The organism is Endoryza foliicola (assembly GCF_050589245.1).
In the GTDB taxonomy this organism is placed as follows: Bacteria; Bacteroidota; Bacteroidia; order Chitinophagales; family Chitinophagaceae; genus Endoryza; species Endoryza foliicola.
In genome coordinates this window covers 509,180-527,018 of sequence record NZ_JBOBEW010000001.1, presented here as the reverse complement: position 1 = coordinate 527,018, position 17,839 = coordinate 509,180, and the positions used below count along the sequence as shown (strand labels likewise).

The 17,839-nt window shown below is 39.5% G+C and carries 17 protein-coding genes; 11 read left to right on the top strand and 6 right to left on the bottom strand.

The features are described 5' to 3' along the window. The first annotated feature begins 156 nt into the window (after window positions 1-156). Window positions 157-774, top strand: a complete 618-nt coding sequence (locus ACQ2HE_RS02230) for an HAD family hydrolase (protein ID WP_430894984.1) — start codon at window positions 157-159, stop codon at window positions 772-774. Window positions 775-1,645: 871 nt separating this feature from the next. Here the strand turns inward: ACQ2HE_RS02230 and ACQ2HE_RS02225 are convergent. From ACQ2HE_RS02225 to ACQ2HE_RS02210, 4 genes are all read right to left on the bottom strand, one after another. Beyond that, window positions 1,646-2,797: a methionine aminotransferase gene (locus ACQ2HE_RS02225; RefSeq protein ID WP_430894986.1), complete on the bottom strand. Its 1,152-nt coding sequence runs from the start codon at window positions 2,795-2,797 to the stop codon at window positions 1,646-1,648. 9 nt (window positions 2,798-2,806) lie between these two features. Then, on the bottom strand, window positions 2,807-3,253 hold the full coding sequence (locus tag ACQ2HE_RS02220) for a GNAT family N-acetyltransferase (protein ID WP_430894988.1): 447 nt from the start codon (window positions 3,251-3,253) through the stop codon (window positions 2,807-2,809). Between the two features lie 2 nt (window positions 3,254-3,255). Continuing rightward, on the bottom strand, window positions 3,256-3,762 hold the full coding sequence (locus ACQ2HE_RS02215; RefSeq protein ID WP_430894990.1) for a DUF2480 family protein: 507 nt from the start codon (window positions 3,760-3,762) through the stop codon (window positions 3,256-3,258). A gap of 158 nt (window positions 3,763-3,920) precedes the next feature. Next, the gene (locus ACQ2HE_RS02210; RefSeq protein WP_430894992.1) at window positions 3,921-6,050 is read right to left on the bottom strand and encodes a peptidylprolyl isomerase; all 2,130 of its coding nucleotides are present in this window, start codon (window positions 6,048-6,050) and stop codon (window positions 3,921-3,923) included. A gap of 724 nt (window positions 6,051-6,774) precedes the next feature. Between ACQ2HE_RS02210 and nadA the strand changes: the two genes are divergently transcribed. Continuing rightward, entirely contained in the window at window positions 6,775-7,767 is a 993-nt protein-coding gene (gene nadA / locus ACQ2HE_RS02205) for a quinolinate synthase NadA (RefSeq protein WP_430894994.1), read from the top strand. A gap of 32 nt (window positions 7,768-7,799) precedes the next feature. Here nadA and mnmG read toward each other — a convergent pair whose 3' ends face one another. Together mnmG and ybeY are read right to left on the bottom strand one after the other, a co-directional pair. Further along, window positions 7,800-9,659 (bottom strand): tRNA uridine-5-carboxymethylaminomethyl(34) synthesis enzyme MnmG, encoded by a 1,860-nt coding sequence (gene mnmG, locus ACQ2HE_RS02200; RefSeq protein ID WP_430894996.1) that lies wholly within the window; start codon window positions 9,657-9,659, stop codon window positions 7,800-7,802. Between the two features lie 176 nt (window positions 9,660-9,835). Next, window positions 9,836-10,267 (bottom strand): rRNA maturation RNase YbeY, encoded by a 432-nt coding sequence (gene ybeY / locus ACQ2HE_RS02195; RefSeq protein WP_430894998.1) that lies wholly within the window; start codon window positions 10,265-10,267, stop codon window positions 9,836-9,838. A gap of 46 nt (window positions 10,268-10,313) precedes the next feature. Between ybeY and ACQ2HE_RS02190 the strand changes: the two genes are divergently transcribed. The 9 genes from ACQ2HE_RS02190 to ACQ2HE_RS02150 all read left to right on the top strand — a co-directional run bounded on the left by ACQ2HE_RS02190 (window position 10,314) and on the right by ACQ2HE_RS02150 (window position 17,831). Then, window positions 10,314-10,541: a FeoA family protein gene (locus tag ACQ2HE_RS02190; protein ID WP_430895000.1), complete on the top strand. Its 228-nt coding sequence runs from the start codon at window positions 10,314-10,316 to the stop codon at window positions 10,539-10,541. Window positions 10,542-10,556: 15 nt separating this feature from the next. Beyond that, window positions 10,557-11,129, top strand: a complete 573-nt coding sequence (gene nadD / locus ACQ2HE_RS02185; protein ID WP_430895002.1) for a nicotinate (nicotinamide) nucleotide adenylyltransferase — start codon at window positions 10,557-10,559, stop codon at window positions 11,127-11,129. A gap of 77 nt (window positions 11,130-11,206) precedes the next feature. Next, entirely contained in the window at window positions 11,207-12,475 is a 1,269-nt protein-coding gene (locus ACQ2HE_RS02180) for a chromate transporter (RefSeq protein ID WP_430895004.1), read from the top strand. A 62-nt stretch (window positions 12,476-12,537) separates the two neighbouring features. Continuing rightward, on the top strand, window positions 12,538-13,314 hold the full coding sequence (locus ACQ2HE_RS02175) for an inositol monophosphatase family protein (RefSeq protein WP_430895006.1): 777 nt from the start codon (window positions 12,538-12,540) through the stop codon (window positions 13,312-13,314). Between the two features lie 44 nt (window positions 13,315-13,358). Beyond that, on the top strand, window positions 13,359-14,378 hold the full coding sequence (locus tag ACQ2HE_RS02170; protein WP_430895008.1) for a glycosyltransferase family 2 protein: 1,020 nt from the start codon (window positions 13,359-13,361) through the stop codon (window positions 14,376-14,378). A gap of 66 nt (window positions 14,379-14,444) precedes the next feature. Then, window positions 14,445-15,980: a GH3 family acyl-acid amido synthetase gene (locus tag ACQ2HE_RS02165; RefSeq protein ID WP_430895010.1), complete on the top strand. Its 1,536-nt coding sequence runs from the start codon at window positions 14,445-14,447 to the stop codon at window positions 15,978-15,980. 10 nt (window positions 15,981-15,990) lie between these two features. Next, window positions 15,991-16,503, top strand: a complete 513-nt coding sequence (locus tag ACQ2HE_RS02160) for a GNAT family N-acetyltransferase (protein ID WP_430895012.1) — start codon at window positions 15,991-15,993, stop codon at window positions 16,501-16,503. A gap of 43 nt (window positions 16,504-16,546) precedes the next feature. Then, a complete protein-coding gene (locus tag ACQ2HE_RS02155) occupies window positions 16,547-17,176 on the top strand; it encodes a LysE family translocator (RefSeq protein WP_430895013.1) in 630 nt (209 codons plus the stop codon). A 61-nt stretch (window positions 17,177-17,237) separates the two neighbouring features. Continuing rightward, on the top strand, window positions 17,238-17,831 hold the full coding sequence (locus ACQ2HE_RS02150; protein WP_430895014.1) for a hypothetical protein: 594 nt from the start codon (window positions 17,238-17,240) through the stop codon (window positions 17,829-17,831). Window positions 17,832-17,839 lie beyond the last annotated feature (8 nt).

Genomic DNA, 17,839 nt, shown 5'->3' with positions numbered 1-17,839 from the left:
ATTCATTAGTTCATTATAGCCCAGTCGGTTTTTGTTCAAAAAAAACTAAAAATAATTTTTAATTTTTTTTCAAAGTGGATTTCAGCCGGGTAACCGCGGCCAATAACGGTCAAAAGACGGCTCATCGATTTCCCGTTTGTTTTTTATCTTCATTCCATGTCACAGATTACTACCATTGTTTTTGATTTGGGAGGCGTTTTAATTGATTGGAACCCCCAATACCTATACCGCAAGATTTTCTCGAATGAAGCCGAAATGAATTGGTTTCTGGAAAATATTTGTACTTCTGATTGGAATGAGGAACAAGACGGCGGTCGTTCACTAAAAGAGGCAACCGAATTATTGATAAACGCACACCCGGAGCAGGAGGCAAATATCAGAGCCTTTTATGATCGTTGGGTCGAAATGTTGGGTGGACCTATTGAAGGAACCGTAGAAGTCTTTCGTAATATAAAATCTAATTCTAACTATTCCACCTATGCGCTTACCAATTGGAGCGCAGAAACCTTTCCAACAGCATTGGGAATGTACGATTTCCTACATTGGTTTGATGGACGCCTGGTATCGGGTGAAGAAAATACAAGAAAGCCATTTAAGATCATCTATGAAAAGTTGATTGCTCGTTTCAATATTGATCCCTCAAAATCGATTTATATCGACGACAATCTCCGCAACCTTCACCCCGCAAAAGAGCTTGGGTTTACAATCATTCACTTTCAAAATCCGGAACAATTAGCAGCGGAGTTGAAACAATTGGGAGTTCGCTTTTCTTAGATTTATAACGTATTGTGCTATTGGAATATACAGTCTCCAACGTTTCATGACATACCAGTTAATGAGTGATGAGGCTTTATAAAAGTGTACTTTTCTATCAAAGCGACTCCTCCAACCGATATTTTGAGTGGGTCCCACGAGGTCCCTGAGCGGTCCCTGAGCAGACCGTAGGTCTAGTCGAAGGGTACCCGAAGGGATTATCGAAGGGCCGAAGTGGGGCCACGAAAAATGTCGAATGATTAATAAAAATTGCCCCGTCATTCCGAACGACTGAGTTTGCAAAGCAAACGAAGGAGAGAGGAACCTCAGAACGGGTTTTGAAGATAGAAGCCGGTTTCGAAGCAATGACGCTCCAAGCCATTAAGTGCTAGGTTTTTTGAGTTGTTTAGTTTTTAAGTAGTCGTATCAACAGCGAATTCTTCTCACGAAAAAGTCTTTCAATAAAGGCGCCTTTCAACGCTCTGACATTATTCAAAGCCACAAACTCAAAAACTAAATAACCAAACCACTCAAAAACTCACCAACCAGTTTAATGAAAAGAATCCCTTTGAAAAGCGCCTCTTTCATAACAACAGGTTTTGAGGTCCCTCTCTCGCTGCGGCTGCTCCGCAGCCTCGCTCGATCGGGATGACGGGGATTTTTTATAACAACCCAGATTTCTCGCATCCTTCTTCAGGCCTTCGGCCTTGCGAAGCATGCTCGAAATGGCTTCGAACATCGTTTTCCGCAGATATGGACGAATGGTACTCAAAAAATGAAATCATTTTAAATACATAAGAAGTATGATAAAGAGCTAGTGTAGGAGAACGAACTCTTGCTTTTTTGATACCATCGCTTTTTCTTGATTCACCAATAGCACAGCGCGTTAGATTTATAATGATTTGAGCGAAACCAGCCTTTCAACGGCCCTTTCAAGCGTTTCTTCCTTTTTTGCAAAACAAAAACGGATTACTTTGTTGTCGTCTGAATTATAGTAAAATGCTGAAACAGGAATGGTGGTAACCCCCGCCTTCTTTGTTAGCTCAACCGCAAATTCATGATCGGGAAGATTGCTTATTTTATCATACTTCGCTGTAATGAAGTAACTACCGGAGCTGTGTAATAATTCGAACGGAGTTTCCTTCATCAATTGAATAAAATAATCTCTTTTCTTTTGCATGGCCGGGCCTAATCCAAGGTATGCTTCCCTGTTAGTTAAGTAGCGAGACAATGCAACTTGTGATGGAGTATGACAGCTGAAACAATTGAATTGGTGGATCTTTCTAAACTCTTCCATCAAGGGCGCATCTGCAATACAATACCCCAACTTCCAACCGGTACAGTGGTATACTTTTCCAAACGAAAAACATACAAATGAGCGTTTTTTTAATTCAGGAAATCGCAATACAGATTGGTGTTGCTTTTGATCAAAAACAAGATGTTCATATACTTCATCACTGATGATAAATATATTCGTTCCTTCAACTATTGATGCGAGTGATTTTAAATCTTCTTCCGTTAGAATGGATCCGGTTGGATTGTGCGGCGAGTTAATAATGATCGCTTTTGTTTTTGAATTTATTTTTCTTCGAACCTCATTCCAATTAACGGCATAGGAAGGAAAGTCAAGCGGGATGCGCACTGCAACGGCACCGTTTACTTCAATGTTTGGAATATAACTGTCGTATGCGGGCTCGAACACAATTACCTCATCTCCCGGATTTAATATGGTTGTTAGTGCTGTATAAATGGCATATGTGCCACCGGGGGTAATGGTTATTTCGTTTGCGGGATCAATCTTCGCGTTGTATAAAAAATCAGCCTTTTCGGCAATCGCTTCTCTTAGTGGCATATAACCCTGCATGGGTACATATTGATTAAAGCCTTCTTTCATTACTCGCGTTACTTCATCCATCAATGCTTCGTCCATTGAGAAATCGGGAAAGCCCTGACCTAAATTGATGGCATTGTGTTGTGCGGCCAAACCGCTCATTACTGTAAAAATAGTAGTGCCTACTTTGGGAAGTTTGGATTGAATGTGCATGAATGCAATTTAAGAACCTGGGGCGGTCCACCAGTAAAAATTTGTATCACTTTCCAAATGAAAGCCGGTTGCAGGGTAAAGGCTGTTGCCGATATCATTCGTTTTCGCCGTTTCTAAAAGAAGTCCTGCTGCATTTGTAGAAATCGCGAGTTCTTTTGCAGCATCTATCAGTTTCTTAGAGATTCCCTTTCCTCTATGTTCGGGTAAAACAAACAGATCGTTGAGTATCCAAATTCTTTTCATTCTTGTGGATGAATAGGAGGGATAGAGCTGGGTAAATCCTATTAATTGGTTTTCTTCTTTAAAACCATAGATCACGGATTCATTTGATTGAATTCTTGCCTTTAAAAATTCCCGCGCCCCTATAGGATCTGGTTCTTGTTTGTAAAACGCACGATATTCTTCGAAGAGGAAAGCAATTTCATCGAGGTTGGTCAGGTTTGCTAAGATGATCATTCCTATTTCTTTTTATAAACTGGTACTGTACTGCAGGGTTCTCCATACATGATACTTTTTGCAACCGGACGAAGGAGCTTGGTTGCTTCCAGATAGGCAAAGGCGCCGATTTCCAACTCGCCACAACCCTTTACAACTACTCGTTGGTCTTGATAGTCGGCGGGGTTTAATTCTTGAATCCTTTTTTGCAATACTTGTTTTTGAGCATCTTCCTCAGAGCCGAAAATTACATCTTTCGCATAAGGTTGGAGATTCGATGCAACTAACATATATGCCCATACCGGTATGATAGCATCGGATGAGCAAGTAACGGCAACAATTTTGTCTTGATATTGAGTCCAGTCGTGCGTTTGAAGAGACTGACGAAAATCCTTTTCTTTTAACATCAACTCCATGAAAAGCATGGGCTTTAGATCAAACACCATGATTTCATTTTTAGGAAAATAGGTCTCCAGATCGAGTGTTATCAACCCGCTCTCGGATACTTTATTAATAATTGGAGTAGTCATAGTGCAAAATTAGTAAAGACAGGGAAGTATAGAAGCTCCGAGTATAATATTTCGCATCTCGGAAATGCGCATTTCTGTCAATAATGTGGGTTTTGGTGCTATTAATGCACAAAAAAGCCGGCCTTTTAATGGGCCGGCTTTTCTTTATTCGTTTCTTCTTAGAAGAACTTGTATCTATTGTCCACGATATTCGCTGCTTTTCTTTTCGTGTCGAAAAGTGAGCGGCCTACGAACATTTTAAATTGATTGATTTGAATTGCTTGTTGTGCTTTCAAATCCAAGCTTGTGTTAGGTACTGCTCCAACATAAACTGTTTGCAAGTAGTACACTCCAAGCTCTCCTCCAATTGCACCTGAAAGTTTTGCTTGGAAGCCTTTATTAAAGGCGGCTCCGGCAACTTTAGGTTCAAATCCGATGTTCTTAATTGTAGGGTTACCAAAACTTACGCTATCCGCAGTTACTACTTGTGTTTGAAGCGCATTCGCTACATCAGCCAAAGTAGCCGGGTTTCCAACTTTCTTGGCAATCATGTCCTTTTTCTTTTCTTGTCTTACTTTGAACTCTACGTCAGGGCGTGCTGCTTCTGCGTCTTTCGTTCCTTCTTTATAAATTTTGCGTACCAATGGAACGATGTAGTTTCCTGAAATTTCGTAAGGTTTTTCAGAAACCGATCCTTCAGAAGCATCATTGAAAATCCAACGGATCATTTCACGTGCATTTCCTTGTACTCCCGGAATTTCGGTTGCCAACGGATCAATTTGCTCTGCTTTTAAAACACTGAAGTTTCTAGCTTTTGCATTTTCTGCAAATTTCTTTGTGTCTCTACTTTCAGCCGCAAATTGAGTAGCCAATCCTAAAGCAGCATTTGCAGTAGCATCGCTAGTAACAATCTGTTTTGTGAAGTAGGCAATTTTATAAGCAGGTGAACCGCCTTTTTGAGATAATACTTCTATATAATGATATCCGAAGTCTGTTTTCACTACACCTTTTGATCCTGCCGGATTTTCAAAAATATAGTTATTGAATTCAGGAACCATTGTACCTGGTTCTACTTTTTCATACTTACCACCTCTGGTTTTGCTACCATCATCATCTGAGTATTTTACGCAGAGTGTATCAAAATTAGCTCCGCCTCTGATGGCTGTTTGAATAGAGTCAGCCAATTTCTTAGCATCTTCTTCAGATCTAATTGGATAAGTTTGACCGGTGCTTGGATCTTGCTTAATAGTACCAATTAAAATATGACGAACATTTACAGAGTCGGGAATATTTCTTGAAGCGATTACGCGAGAGAGTACATAGGTACCACCATCATTGTATGGACCGTAGATTGCAGGATGTGCAATGATTGAATCAATTGCAGGAATCTGAATTTTTTTACGGGTGATGAAGGCGTCGTAGTACTGAGTTGCACTTCCTTGCGCTTGCAAAAATTGAGAAACGTTGGTTGTGGTTGCAAAACTATCTCTTACTGCATTCAATGAATTGATTGCAGAAACCGTGTCTTCGTGATTAGGCGCACCACTAAAAAACACAAAATCAATTGATGCAGCTTTTTCTTGTTTATAGGCCGCTTTGTTTTTATTTACATATGCAGTGATATCTTCATCGGTAACCTTTATTGCTGAATCGGGGATACTTGCATAAGGAACTGCTACGAAATTGATGGTTGCAATTTGACTGTTTTCGTTTGCACTTTTTTCAACCAACCATTTTGGTACATAAAAGCTATTTGCCAAAAGGTCTTGGTATTTCTCTCTTTTGCGAAATTTCGCAACTGCAGGCATGTATTCACCAAAGAAAGAATTATAGTCGGCACTATTCTTATTCTTTTTAATAGATTGAATTGTTTGGTAAGCTTGGTTGGCATCGTATACGCCTTCATTATTAGTGAAGCGTTGACGGAGATCTTGCGGAGGGTTTGGACCGAAGATATAGTCGCTCAATTCAGCATCGGTTGCGTCGAGACCTAAATCTGTGTAAACAGATTCCATGATAGCATCGTCTGCTAATTCATTCCAAAGCGCTTGTCTTTGTTGTGCTCTGGTATTTTCGTCCATGGTTTGTCCGTACTGACGAGCATAGTTGTCTTCGATTCTTTTCATTTTTTCCTCGAAGGATTGACGCTCGATGGTAGTACCATTTACTTTTCCAAGAGTGTTTGAGCTGTTTCCGAATACACTTTTGTTTCTCAGACCTTCTTCCACCACAAACACGATAAGGGCAAAAGCAATGGCACCAGAGATGATCCAGGCAGCACGGTCACGTAGACTTTGAATAATAGACATAGGTTCTCTTTAATTCTTTTGAATGGGTAGCAAAAATAGGGGAAAAAAGATTATGAACAAATTGTGGAAAAACGGCTGAAACTTAGGTGCGGAGAGGGGAGAGGCGGTTTTTGAAGCTGTCTTCTGCCTGATTTTGCTAAATTTCGGGATTGGGGGCCGTATTTTACAGGTGATCGCTGTTTTCTAGCCATTTCTACTATTCTTGACCATAGTTTAATTGATTCTTAAATCGTCATTTTGAGATTTATCGAAGGTTTCACGAAAATTCGTATTCTTCCTTATTATATATAGGTATAGAAAGGGTAAGAAATAGGGTTCATTTTGTGTATCCACAGCAGTATGTGAATGGAGCTGATTTTATGTTAATAAACTAGCTTTTTTTACTTTGAAACTGTTAATTGAAATAGAACAAATCATGAAGTTTCTATTAATTCTTTGAGAATTGTGGACTAAAATGATTTTGTACGGTTTTTATCAACAGCTTTATCGGATGATTTCTTTGATTGATTTTTACCCATGGCTTTTTTATCCATACTGTTGATTACTGTACTGTTTTCTTGGTTTCACTGGTTTCCACGATGTGAAAGAAATGTTGATAGCTGTGGAAAAGTCGAATTTCTTAATTTTACAAATTATAGAGACAATAGAATATCCACTAATTCACAGCCGTAATAATAGTAGGTTATTTGTCTTTATATAATATAATACAATTAATACAAGAGAAATGCACATTGAAGTTGCTGAGAAAAATTTAGATAAAGTTGGTTTTTTAGATTTGAAGGTGGATCCAAGTTTGGATCTGTTTGATGAAATCGAAAAGCTTAAGAAGGAAAAGAATATGGTTCTCTTGGCGCATTATTACCAAGAACCGGATATTCAAGATGTAGCCGATTATATTGGTGATAGTTTAGGATTGGCACAATTTGCAAAAAAAACAAGTGCTGATATGATAGTTTTTGCCGGAGTTCATTTTATGGCTGAAACTGCAAAAATTTTGAATCCTGACAAAAAAGTGCTCTTACCAGATTTGAAAGCGGGTTGTTCTCTTGCCGATAGTGCCCCGGCTGATTTGTTTAAAAAATTTAAGGAGCAGCATCCCGATCATATTGTTATCAGCTATATAAATTGTACTGCACAGATCAAAGCTCTGAGTGATATAATTTGTACGTCTTCTAATGCTGAAAAAATTATTAATTCATTACCTGCAGATCAAAAGATAATTTTTGCACCGGATAAAAATTTAGGTGGTTATTTGAATAGAAAAACAGGCAGGAATATGGTGTTGTGGAACGGTGCATGTATGGTCCATGAAATTTTTAGTTTGGAAAAGATTACGAAGCTTAAGATTAGGCATCCGGAAGCCAAGTTTATTGCACATCCTGAGTGTGAGGAGCCTTTATTGAGAATCGCTGATTTTATTGGATCCACTACTGCTTTGTTGAATTATACTATAAAGGATGATAGTAAATCTTATATAGTGGCTACAGAGACAGGGATTTTACATCAAATGCAAAAGGAAAATCCTGGTAAAACATTTATACCCGCACCTCCGGATAATAATTGTGCATGCAACGATTGTCCTCACATGAAGTTGAATACACTCGAAAAATTATACCTGTGTATGAAATACGAATTACCTGAGATTTTGATGAGTAAGGAATTGATTGAGAAGAGTAGAATACCGATTGAAAGAATGTTGGATATAAGTGCTACTTAAAATAGAAAGCTCGATCATAGATCGAGCTTTTTTTATCTTCCCATGTATACCATGAGAATTTGAATATCGCTTGGATTTACTCCACTTATTCTACTTGCTTGACCAAGTGTTCTTGGTTTTACTTTAAGAAACTTTTGCATTGCTTCTGCTGAGAGTGCCGGTATTTTTTTGTAGTCAAAGCTATCGGGAATTATTAGATCTTCTAATTGACTCATTCGTTGTACCAGTTCTTTTTCTTTCTCGATGTAGACGTCGTATTTAATTTGTGTTTCTGTTTGTTCTATAAATTCTGTTTCGATTTCTTTGAATTGGTTTAGAAATTCAAAATGATCGATCATCCCTTTTAATGAAATGTTTGGTCTAACGAGAAGATTGATAGCTTTTTGTTTTTGCGATAAAGGAGCTGAATTATTTTTCTCTAAGAAAGGCGTTGCTTCTGAAGGTTCTACAGATGTTTCTATTAAGCTATTTTTTAATATATCTACTGTTCTTAATTTTTCTTCTACACGTTTTAATCGATCTGTTTTTGCAAGTCCAATTTTTACACTCAATGGTGTAAGTCTAATATCTGCGTTGTCTTGGCGAAGTAAGGTTCTGTATTCTGCTCTTGATGTAAACATTCTGTAAGGTTCTTCGGTTCCTTTAGAAATAAGATCATCTACTAGCACTCCGATATATGCTTCGCTTCTTTTTAATATGAATGGCTCTTGATTTGTGATTTTCAAATGTGCATTGATTCCGGCCATTAATCCTTGGCAAGCTGCTTCTTCGTATCCTGTTGTTCCATTGATTTGTCCGGCAAAAAAGAGATTGTTTATTTGTTTCGTTTCGAGAGAATGTTTGAGTTGAGTAGGAGGGAAGAAGTCGTACTCGATAGCATAACCCGGTCTGAATATTTTTACATTCTCAAATCCCGGAACATTACGAAGAGCTTCGTATTGTACTTCTTCCGGGAGTGAGGTAGAGAAGCCGTTGACGTATATTTCAACGGTATTCCATCCTTCGGGCTCAATGAATAATTGATGTCTTTCGCGTTCTGCAAAGCGATTTATCTTGTCTTCAATACTTGGACAGTAACGAGGGCCAACACCTTCAATACGTCCGGTATACATTGGACTTCTGTCGAAACCAGTTTTAAGAATATCGTGTACAGTTGTATTGGTAAAGCTGATCCAACAAGATCTTTGTTCTGTAGGTTTCTTGGTATTGGTATAAGAAAAGCCAACTATTTCGTCATCGCCTTTTTGTTCTTCCATTTTAGAATAATCAAGGCTTCTTCCATCTATTCTAGGAGGCGTACCTGTTTTCAAACGGTCGCTTTCGAAACCAAGGGATACGAGCTGTTCAGTAATACCGGTTGCTGCTTTTTCAGCGACTCTACCTCCACCGAATCTTTTCTCACCAATATGTATTACACCGTTTAGGAATGTTCCGCTGGTAACTACTACGGCTTTGGATCTGATTTCATGTCCTAGACCTGTAACCACTCCTTTTACTTGATCTCCTTCGATGATCAATCCATTTACCATGTCTTGGTAAAACTCAACATTCGGAGTCTGCTCTAACATTTCCCTCCAGGTAGCAGCGAAGAGCATTCGATCACTTTGAGCTCTTGGGCTCCACATGGCAGGTCCTTTTGATTTATTAAGCATGCGGAATTGAATCATGCTTATATCGGTAACGATACCCGAGTATCCTCCAAGTGCATCTATCTCTCTAACAATTTGACCTTTGGCAATACCTCCCATGGCCGGGTTGCAACTCATTTGGGCGATGGTTTGCATGTTCATAGTGATCAAAAGAACTTTTGATCCCATATTGGCTGCAGCTGCTGCGGCTTCACATCCGGCATGACCGGCACCTACTACTATTACATCGTATTGTTGAAACATGATGCAAAGTTAGTTATAGGTGATAAGTTTTGTGTGGTAAGTTTTGAGAAGAGGGTGAAATGAGAATGCCGAGATTATATGGTGTTCCACGTGGAAACAAAAGGAGGTGTTTTTAGAAGAATAATGGACTTAGAAATAACTACTTATAACCAATTACCTAAAGTTCCACGTGGAACTCATTTAAAGTAGGCGCTTAAGGCTCTTTGTTCGGCCGCACGCATTTCTTTGATATGTTTCGGGGATTTGTCTTTGTATCCACAAAGGTGAAGTAGTCCATGGAAGATCACCCGATGAAGTTCTTGTTGGAGGGTAGAGGAGAAGGAAAGGGCGTTATCTTTTACTCGATCTACACTTATGTATAGTTCTCCTTCGATGGCACTGCCTTCGCTAAGGTCGAAAGTGATGATGTCGGTATAGTAGTCGTGCTGAAGGAATTGTTTATTCATTGAGAGCAGGTACTCGTCGGAACAAAGGATAATACTCAGTGTTTTGAGGGGTCGACCTTCCTTTTTAGCCAGTTTCGTTAAGAAAAGCTTTAATTCCTTTCTGTTTTTTAAGGAGGGAACAGGAATAAGATTGTGAAACTGTACTTTTGGGGTCTGGTTCATATTGTTCAATTAACGAAGCAAAGCTAAGGCTGTTAGAGAATTAGTTATGAAAAGATTATCAGAAGTAAAAGCGGGCTCGAGAGTAAAGATTGTAAGCTTCGAGAATAATGATTTGTTTTTGAAGTTGATGGAAATGGGTTGTGTACCCGGTGAGTTGGTTCAAGTAGAACAAATTGCCCCTCTAGGAGATCCCATATCAATTACGGTTGCGGGATACAGTTTGAGCTTACGAATCAATGAGGCAGATAACATCTTTGTTGAAGACATCGCCTAATTCAAATTCCCGAAAATGAAGATCGGTTTATACTTTGGATCGTTCAATCCTATACATCACGGTCATTTAATAATAGCGAATCATATCCTCAATCATGGTTCGGTTGATCAAGTATGGTTTGTAGTAAGTCCTCAAAACCCGCATAAACCTTCGGGGACATTGTTAAACGAGTACCATCGCCTTTATTTAGTTCAACTAGCCATTGAGGGATGTGAGGGATTGGTAGCAAGTGATATTGAATTCAAGCTACCGCGACCATCTTATACTATTGATACACTCACCTACTTATCAGAGAAATATCCGCAACATCAATTCAAGGTGGTGATGGGTAGCGATAGTTTCAGAAACTTATCGAAATGGAAGAACTATGAAATACTGATTCGCGACTATTCCTTTATTATATATGAACGTCCCGGCTTTCCGGTAGAAACAATACCAACCGGGGCTGATGTAACTGTGTTGAAAGCTCCGCTTTTGGAAATTTCGGCTACACATATACGTAATACTATTAAGGAAGGAAAATCAGTACAGTTCTTGGTTCCCGATAAAGTTAGGGAAGAGATGGAGCGAAACTCCTATTATAAATAAAGCTGGCGCAGGGTTGTGCTTAACTCTCTTTGGTGATTGCTTGCAATCCAATTAATTTACTCTCTTAAATGTAGCCGTTGGTATTAGTTCGACACATCCCATTTTTGAAAGCCGTTTTTCTGCATAGTCTTACCGGATTTGGCGGACCGCAGGGTCATTTCGGAATGATGTTGAAAACCTTTGTAGATGAGCGAAAGGATGTGAGTAAAGAAGAATTAATGGATTATAATTCTTTTTGCCAACTTCTTCCCGGAGCCTCGTCTACACAAGTACTCACGCTTATTGGCTATAAACGAGGCGGTGCGCCTTTGGCCATTCTTACCTTATTGATATGGATACTTCCGGCGAGTTTACTCATGGGTGCGTTGAGTTTTCTGTTGCGCAGAATCAGTGAGCAATCGATGCAAGTAACATTGTTTCGTTTTATTCAACCGATGGCAGTTGGATTTCTGATCTATGCTTCTTTGAAGAGTTATTCATTGGCAATTCATAATACCATTACAAGAAGTATTTTGATTGTATCTGCCATTGCTACGTTTGTACTTTTTAAAATGCCCTGGATCTTTCCGCTATTGATTGTTTTGGGAGGAGCGGTTACAAATATTAGTGACAAGAGGATTCCTCAAAAAGGGCAAGCGCCGAAAAAGATAAAATGGGGTAATCTCTGGGTTTGGGCTATTTTGTTTTTGGTTTTGGGGGTATTGAGTGAATTGGCCAGAAAAAACGACTGGCAATACCGAAGGCCTATCAACTTAGCTGAGAATACCTATCGTTTTGGAAGCTTGGTATTTGGAGGTGGTCAAGTTCTGATTCCAATGATGTATGAACAATTTGTAGAAAGACCTACCTCGGAAACGGTGATAAAGAAGAACCAGAACAAAAAGGAAAATGTAATTGCGATAAATAAGGATGAGTTCTATACAGGTGCCGGAGTGGTTCGAGCAATTCCAGGACCCGTATTTTCGATCGGTTCATTTATGGGTGGTATGGCAATGAGTGATAGAAGTTCTGCCTGGCAAGTATTGGGCTGTATTATAGGTACGGTCGGCATATTTTTACCGAGCGCATTGTTTGTTTTATTCTTCTTTCCCATTTGGAATAACTTAAAAAAATATGCAGTAGTATATCGTTCTCTAGAGGGTATCAATGCGGTAGCGGTGGGCATTATGTTTGCTTCAATTTTGTATATGAGCAAAGACATTGCCTTTTTTTCGAATACTCTAGATAGTTATATAAATATTATTGTAATGGTTGGCACTTGGTTGCTACTGCAGTATTCTAAAGTAGCGTCTCCCGCAATTGTAGCGTTAACCCTTTCAATTGGAACTTTTTCTACCTTTTTATAATGCAAGTAGCTTCTTAACAAGGTGTACCTAATCTGAACAGCGTCATATCTTATCTTTGTACTATGCTGAAAGAAACATTATACAACGCAACAGAAGCCGGGGCTCAAATCCTTCTTCATTATTTCAATAATAAGGATCTAGCCATTAGTCATAAAGACGGGGTCAATAATTTGGTCACTGAAGCAGATCATGCCTCAGAAAAAGCGATCATTGAAACCATCAAATCGACATTTCCGGATCATTTTATTTTGAGCGAAGAAGTGGGTGCTATAGAAACGGGGAGCGAATATAAGTGGATTATCGACCCCATTGATGGGACGATCAACTATGCTCACGGAATTCCGCTTTGTTGTGTATCAATTGGCATTGAACATAATGGCACAATAATTATGGGAGCCGTTTACAATCCCTTTTTAAAAGAATTCTACTTTGCCGAAAAAGGGCAAGGCGCCTTCTTAAATGATCAAAAATTATCGGTAAGCGAAGAAGGCAGTGTTTTAAAATCGTGTTTGGTAACCGGGTTTCCGTATACCTATATAAATCAGCCCAATGGTCCCTTGGAAAGTTTTTCAAGATTTATCCGTGAAGGGATTCCTGTAAGAAGACTGGGTTCGGCTGCGATCGACTTATGTTGGGTGGCGGCCGGAAGATTTGATGGTTTCTACGAACACAAATTGAATGCTTGGGATAGTGCTGCCGGTTATTTGATGGTGGAGGAAGCCGGTGGTAAAGTAACCGATTTCAAGGGACAGCCATATTCACCTTATCAGCCACATATTCTTGCTACCAATGGTAAGATCCATGACGAAATGTTGTTATGGGTGAACGATCAACGATAATTTTTCACGCCACACTATTACAGATAGAAACTCAGATCCACTGAATGCGGTTTACAGTACAGATCATCAATTACTTGACGGCGGCATATCTTGAAATATGCATCGACTCTTTGTTGGCTGCTGCCAAGGGTTATGATGTTGAAATATTGGTTTCGGATAATAATTCCGGGGACCCCGACTACCCGGCATTGGCCTCAAAATATTCAAACATTGCTTTCGAAACCAATGAGATAAATCTTGGATTTGGCGCAGCCCACAATGAATTGGCAAAAAAAGCCACCGGAAACTATTTGGTTATTTTGAATCCGGATATAATTGTTCCTGAAACATTTTTTCAAAAACTACTACTAACGATAGAAACAAACCCTGAATTTGGTGCAATTGGATGCAGAATGATCAACGGATCAGGAACCTTTTTGAAAGAATCAAAAAGAGGGGCTCCGACTATTTGGAATTCCTTTTGTTACTTTTCAAAGCTGAGCTTGCTTTTTCCCAAGAGTAAAGTATTTGCGGGGTATCATGTTGGATGGATTCCAGAAAGAGCCCTGTCGGTGGTACCGGTACTATCGGGAGCCTGTATGGTGTTACTTAAGTCGACATACCTGAACGAAGGTGGGTTTGATGAGCGGTTTTTCATGTATGGAGAAGATGTAGAGTTGAGTGAACGCTTGTTGAAAAAGGGGTATAAAAACTATTACCAGGGAGGGTTGACTGTTTTGCATTATAAAGGACGAAGCAGTGCTCAGAAAGCTGAAAGCATTAAATATTTCTATAATGCGATTTGGGTTTATTGGAAAATCAAACTCGGCATTTCAAAGGATGGAATCAAAACAAGTAAATTCAAAGGAGTTTCAGAGAGCGAGCGGTCAATCTTAAGTAGGCAAAAAGAGGAAGATCAGAAAAGGGGACGGAACAAAGAAATAGAAGTAGGCACCGATATGGGATATGCGCAAGTGATTGAATATATTGAAACGAAGAAAGAATCCGGGATTGTGCTAACAAAGAAGGGGTGCAGCTGGGCTCTTAGTCCAAAGGGAAAACTGCCTAGATTTGGCGAAAACTAGACAACAAAACAACGCATATTCCCTTAATTTTGAATCAGCTAACCAAATTAAAAGGTATCTTGCCGCATGGCATTAATTGAACTTTCTCTACCCAACAGCATCGCCAAGGCTCTGCGATTACCGCCGAAATCGCCGAGAAGACAGCAATTGAAAGTGCTCAAGAAATTGCTGAAGAAAGCGCGATTTACAGAGTTTGGTCAAGCCTATCATTTCGATGAAATTTTATTGAATAAGCATATTGGCATTAAGTTTCAGCAACTGGTGCCAACATATGACTATTCCAAGATATATAAAGACTGGTGGCATAAAACCTTAGAAGGAAGCTCCGATGTTTGTTGGCCCGGCAAAATAAAGTATTACGCATTGAGCAGTGGCACATCAGAAGCCGCCAGTAAATACATCCCCATCACCAACGATTTATTGAAGGGAAACCGAGTAGTTATGATCAAACAATTGTTGAGTTTGAGAAACTACCAAGACCTTCCCATGAAGAGCATAGGCAAAGGTTGGTTGATGATTGGAGGAAGTACGGACTTACAAAAGGGCGAGGGTTATTATTCCGGCGACCTTAGCGGTATTACAGCTAAGAAAGCGCCTTTTTGGTTTTCTCCATTTTATAAGCCAGGAAAAAAAATAGCGAAAACGAAAGATTGGACCAGCAAGATTGAGATGATCATTGAGGAAGCGCCGAATTGGGATATCGGATTTGTGGTTGGCGTTCCTGCGTGGATCCAGTTGGTGATGGAAAAAATTATCGAGCGCTATAATTTAAAAACGATTCACGATATCTGGCCAAACTTGGCATTTTTTGTTCACGGAGGTGTTTCTTTTGAACCGTATAAAAAAGGGTTCGAAAAATTATTAGGAAAGCCGCTGATTTACATTGAGACCTATTTGGCTTCCGAAGGATTTTTAGCATACCAAGACCGTCAGGGGGTAACCAGCATGCGCTTGGTTTTGAACGATCATATTTATTTTGAGTTTGTTCCCTTTGACGATACCAACTTTGACGCTGATGGAAATTTAGTAGAGAATCCCAAAGCTTTAATGATTCATGAAGTGGAGGAAGGCAAAGACTACGCAATTCTGTTGAGTACCAGCGCCGGAGCTTGGAGGTATTTGATTGGCGACACGGTTCGATTCACCGATACCGAGCGATGTGAAATTGTGATCACCGGACGAACAAAGCATTTTTTAAGTTTAGTAGGGGAGCATTTGAGTGTAGACAATATGAACAAAGCTATTCAGTTGTCTAGCGAGGAGTTGAATGTATCGATTCCCGAATTCACGGTGGCGGGGGTGCCACATGGGTTGTTTTTTGCACACCATTGGTATGTGGCATCGGATGATGCTTTGGATACTGAACTATTGAAACAAAAAATTGATCAACACCTGTGCGTGTTGAATGATGACTATGCGGTGGAGCGGAAGAGTGCATTGAAAGATATTTTTGTTACGGTATTATCTGAAGACACGTTCTTAGAGTTTATGAAATCGAAGGGTAAGGTTGGTGGTCAACATAAGTTTCCGCGAGTAATGAAAGGTAAGATGTTAGAAGAATGGACTGCATTTCTGGCCAAACAAAAAAACACAAAACAATAAGACTGGACCAATGATAACGCTTGAGAAAATTGGAATGGAGGCAATGGAGTCGTTGCGAGAAATTGGAATCCGAACATTTACGGAAACTTTTGGTGCTCTAAATACTCCGGAAAACATGAAAAAGTATTTAGACGAAAGTTTTGCAACAGAGAAACTTAAGCAGGAATTAACGAACCCGAATTCTGTTTTTTATTTTGCAAAAGAGGGTGAGGCCATCATTGGATATTTGAAGTTAAACTTTGCCGGCGCTCAAACAGAATTAAACGACGGATCGGCTGTTGAAATTGAGCGGATATATGTTGTGAAAGAATATCAAGGCAAAAAGATTGGTCAGTTATTGTATGATAAGGCAATTGAAGTGGCGAAGGAAACAGAGGCTGCATATGTGTGGCTGGGTGTTTGGGAAGAGAATGTAAAAGCCATTGCTTTTTATAATAAGAATGGGTTTGTTCCATTCAACAAACACCGGTTTACACTTGGCGAAGATGTTCAAACAGACATCATGATGAAAAAGGTATTGTAAACCGTTTAATCTCCTTTCCGAATTATTTTTTGTATAGAACCGTATGACAGAAGCGATTTTAAACGGAATAACTCTTGGTTTTGTGCTGGCGATTTCTGTCGGTCCGGTTATTTTTACTATTATCAAACAAAGCTTAACTAACGGACCGAAAGGAGGATTTAGTTTTGTTGCGGGGGTTTGGTTAAGTGATATTGTATTAGTGGTTATCAGCAATGCTTTTTCTGAACTGGTAAGTGGGCTGTTGAAATATAAAATGATGATTGGTGTGGTGGGAAGCGTGTTTTTGTTTTTGATGGGAGTTGTATATATTTTCTTCAAGAAAGTGAGTATTGCAACAGCTGATGGAGAGCCTCAACGGTTTCGAAAGAGAGATGTGGCGAAGATTTTTTCATCCGGCTTCTTAATAAATACCCTCAATCCTAACGTGATCATCTTTTGGCTGGGAGTAGCAACGGCTTTTTCCGGGAAGTTTAATTTATTCGAACGAATCATAATTTTCTCGGTTTGTATTGGAATCAATATCGTTGCAGACGCTTTGAAGGTTATACTGGCCGGTAGGCTGAGCAAGAAACTCACTTTCAAAACAATTGGAACCATCAATAAGATATCGGGTATTTTATTGATTGCATTTGGTGTAGCGCTCTTTTACGGTGCGGTGATTTTAAGGAAATAGTGCTCTGTTAACAAAACCCCAACAATATTAAAGCGCGTAGGGTTGTAATTTGCCGATCATTATGAGAATTCTTCTATATTTTTCTTTTCTCCTCTTTTTGGACGCTAGTGTAGTGGCCCAAACCACCGATATCGTTCAAATTCGAAAGAAGAATTCCACCAAGGTTTTAAAATCTTATTTCCCAACCGCTTTTATTGCCGGAAGCACTTATGATGGTTTTCAAATCAGCGGAATCATAAAGGCGATTCATGGCGATACCTTGTACATTGCTCAGCAAGAAACAAAGTTGATGAGAACCGAGTTCGGATCTGTTGTAGACACGATGTTCTACACTGTTGGAATTCCGTTGGTAAACATCGAGCGATTTTATTTTGGATCGCGTTATGAGAACGGGAAATCCAAAGGATTTGCGCAAGCAACCCTACCGAATATTATGGTGGTGGCAGGAACTGCTTATGTGGGTCTAGAATTATTCAATACGCTTTATAGACGTGAAAGTCTAAACGAACATAATAAATGGCCATCGCTCATCGGCGCTTCTACAGCGGCTTTGACGGGATACTTTTGGAAGAAAATTGCACGAAAAAGAGATCGTGTTGGCGGAAGGTATGTTGCGGTTTACATAAAAGCAGGATCAATTAAAACACCTTCTTAGTATCTTGC